This window comes from Rubellimicrobium thermophilum DSM 16684, from assembly GCF_000442315.1.
Lineage (GTDB): Bacteria > Pseudomonadota > Alphaproteobacteria > Rhodobacterales > Rhodobacteraceae > Rubellimicrobium > Rubellimicrobium thermophilum.
On the sequence record NZ_KE557321.1, the window covers coordinates 62,772 to 65,838 of the forward strand.

The following is a 3,067-nucleotide window of genomic DNA, read 5'->3' on the forward strand; positions in this document are numbered from 1 at the left end:
GGCCCGCATCGGAGCGGCCCGCGGCGCCGCCCCCTCCTGCGGCCCTCTTCGCCGGCGATCCTGCCGGGGCCGCCGCCGCCGCGGCCGATCTGGCAGCGCTCGCCGCGGCGATGGAGGCCCTCGCAGATCCGCTGAAGCCCGGTGCGCGCCGCTTCGTCTTTGCCGACGGCACGCCCGGCGCCCCGCTCATGGTCGTGGGCGAGGCGCCGGGACGCGAGGAGGATATCGAGGGACGCCCCTTCGTCGGCGCCGCAGGACGCCTGCTCGACCGGATGCTGGCCGCCATCGGCCGTGATCGCGCCGACCCCGATCCGGCCCGGGCCGTCTATATCACCAATGTCCTGCCCTGGCGCCCGCCCGGCAACCGCACGCCGACGCCCGAGGAGATCGCCCGCTGGAGCCCCTTCCTGCGGCGCCATGTCGAACTGGCCGCCCCGCGGGTGCTGCTGATCCTCGGCAACACGCCGGCCCAGGCGCTTCTGGGTCGCGGGGGCATCACGCGGCTGCGCGGGCAGTGGCAGACGGTGCTGGGCCGCCCCGCGCTGCCCTCCTTCCACCCGAGCTTCCTGCTGCGCCAGCCCGAGGCCAAGCGCGAGGCCTGGGCCGATCTGCTCGCCTTGCAGGCGCGGCTGGAGGAGGGCTAGGCTCCGGGGGACCGCCGCCTGTGCCCGGATCCGTCCCGTCATGCCGCTCGATCCCGATCGCCCCTTCCATCCCCTGCGCATCGCCGTCCTGACCGTGTCGGACAGCCGCAGCCCCGCCACCGACCGTTCCGGCGACACGCTGGCCGAACGGATCGCCGCGGCGGGCCATGTTCTGGCGGCGCGCGAGCTGCTGCCCGACGACCGCGCCGCCATCGCCGCCCGCCTGCGCGGCTGGGCCGCCGATCCGGCCATCGATGTGGTGATCACCACCGGCGGCACCGGCCTGACCGGGCGCGATGTGACCGTGGAGGCCCATCGCGACATCTACGAGAAGGAGATCGAGGCCTTTGCCCCCCTCTTCGCCCTCGTCTCCTGGGAGACGGTCGGCACCTCGGCCATGCAGAGCCGCGCCACCGCCGGCATTGCGCAGGGGACCTATTTCTTCGCCCTGCCGGGGAGCCCCGGCGCCTGCCGCGACGGCTGGGACCGGCTCATCGCGCCCCAGCTCGACAGCCGCCACCGGCCCTGCAATCTCGTCGAGATCCGCCCCCGCCTGACCGAAACCTGACCGAAACCGGACCGAAACCGGACCGGAGTCGGACCGCAAGGCGGCCGCGGATGGCCGGGGATGGCGGGGGATGCCCGACCGGGCCGGGGGGTCAGCCCGCACCGCAGCCGCGGATCTCCACCGCCCGGCCCTCGGCCAGAACGGTGATCCGCAGACCCGCCCGGTCGATCGCCACCGGCCCGCCATCGCGCGCCGCAGCCTCGGCCCGGGCGATGAGGGCGCCGCCCTCGCGCCTCGCCACCGGCTCGGACAGCCACAGGCCGGGATCGGCGCTCTCGATCACCACCGCCTCGTCGCGGCCCAGAGGGGGCATCGCCACGCGCAGACGCAGATCCAGCCCCGCCCCGTCGGACAGGGCGGTGCAGGTCGCCTGCGCCCGGGCCTCCTCGGCGGTCAGCGGACGGTCGGCCAGCGCAGCGGCGATGCGCGGATCGCGCCGCCCCCCCTCGGGCAGATCCACCGCAAAGGGCAGGCGCACGGGCATGCAGATCTCGTCGCAGACCCCGATCTCCGCCACCCCGGCCAGATGCGCCGGTCCCGGCCCCTCCAGCGTCACCTCCAGGGGAATGGTCACCGCCTCGCGATAGCCGATCGACCGCATGCCCCCCCAGATGGAATACCCGCGGCACCGGCCAGATCGGCTCGACCGCCCTCACCCCGCGCGAGGCACCGAAATCGAACAGGGGCGGCAGGCCTGCCTCGCCGGGACTGCGCCAGTAGGTCTTCCAGCCGGGCGCCAGCGTCAGATGCAGCGCGGCGATGTGCCGCCCCTCTCCGACGCGCCAGCCCGGCAGGGCCTCGATCCGCGCCGGATCGGCCGGAGGCTCGGCCCGGGCGGGCAGGGCAGGGACCAGAAGACCCAGAAGGACCAGCAGAAGGGCAGGGACGGCATGCGGCATGCCCCCATCCATTCCCGCCCGCGCGGCCGGCCGCAAGTCACCTTCGCGCGACACGCCTCCCCCCCCCGTCCCGCTCCCCCGTCCACTCCCCCGTCCGCTCCCCCGTCCAGCTGCCCGCCGCCGCCCTTGAACCTGCTCCGGCACGGGGCCATTCTTCCGGCATGGACAGTCTCGCCGGACAGATCCTCATCGCGATGCCCACGATGGGCGATCCACGCTTTGCGCGCAGCGTCGTCTATCTCTGCGCCCATTCGCCCGAAGGGGCGATGGGCCTGATCGTCAACAAGCCCCGCCCCGATCTGCGCCTGGCCGATCTGCTCGACCGTCTGGGCATCCCCCATGTCCCGCGCCGCAGCGAAGGCGGGGGCGGGCTGCGCGACATCCGCGTGCATTTCGGCGGCCCCGTGGAGGAGACGCGCGGCTTCGTGCTCCATTCCTCCGACTATGCCGCCGCCGAGGGCACGCTGCGCATCGACGACAGGGTGTCGATGACCGCCACGCTCGACGTGCTGCGCCGCATCGCCGAAGGAGGGGGGCCGCGCGATTCGATGCTCGCGCTGGGCTATGCCGGCTGGGGGCCCGGCCAGCTCGAGGACGAGATCGCCCGCAACGCCTGGCTCACCGCCCCGGCCCGGCCGGAGCTGCTCTGGAGCCGCGCCAACGAACACAAGTGGCATGCCGCCCTCAAGGCCATCGGCATCGATCCGCTCTCGCTCTCGCCCATGGCCGGGCGGGCCTGACCGCCGCCCGCCTGCCGCTCCGCGCTCCCTCCCTCCCCTCCGGGGGGGCTCCTGTCGCCCTCCGCCTGTCGGGCCCTCGCCGGGCCGGCCCGGGCTGTTGCGCGAATCGCCCGCTGAGCGCGCGTTGCGCAAACCTTTCTTTAACCTTCGCCATGGCATCACCGGACCATCTGTCCCATCCCCGTCCGGAGATCCGCCATGCCCGCCGCCTGCGCC

4 protein-coding genes and 1 pseudogene are annotated in these 3,067 nt (G+C 74.4%); 3 read left to right on the plus strand and 2 right to left on the minus strand.

All coding sequences use genetic code 11. From position 1 onward, the window contains the following. A partial coding sequence (locus RUTHE_RS08100) for a uracil-DNA glycosylase (protein ID WP_021097883.1) occupies window positions 1-644 on the plus strand: 644 nt, incomplete at its 5' end. A gap of 40 nt (window positions 645-684) precedes the next feature. Then, window positions 685-1,212 (plus strand): molybdenum cofactor biosynthesis protein B, encoded by a 528-nt coding sequence (gene moaB / locus RUTHE_RS08105; protein WP_021097884.1) that lies wholly within the window; start codon window positions 685-687, stop codon window positions 1,210-1,212. Window positions 1,213-1,303: 91 nt separating this feature from the next. On the opposite strand, the gene RUTHE_RS17510 is transcribed toward moaB, so the two are convergent. Both RUTHE_RS17510 and RUTHE_RS17515 read right to left on the minus strand, forming a co-directional pair. Beyond that, entirely contained in the window at window positions 1,304-1,813 is a 510-nt protein-coding gene (locus RUTHE_RS17510) for a hypothetical protein (protein ID WP_021097885.1), read from the minus strand. Window positions 1,814-1,874: 61 nt separating this feature from the next. Next, window positions 1,875-2,123, minus strand: a pseudogene (locus RUTHE_RS17515) (hypothetical protein); the annotation flags it as partial. A 149-nt stretch (window positions 2,124-2,272) separates the two neighbouring features. Here RUTHE_RS17515 and RUTHE_RS08115 point away from each other — a divergent pair. Beyond that, on the plus strand, window positions 2,273-2,851 hold the full coding sequence (locus RUTHE_RS08115; protein WP_021097886.1) for a YqgE/AlgH family protein: 579 nt from the start codon (window positions 2,273-2,275) through the stop codon (window positions 2,849-2,851). Window positions 2,852-3,067: the final 216 nt, after the last annotated feature.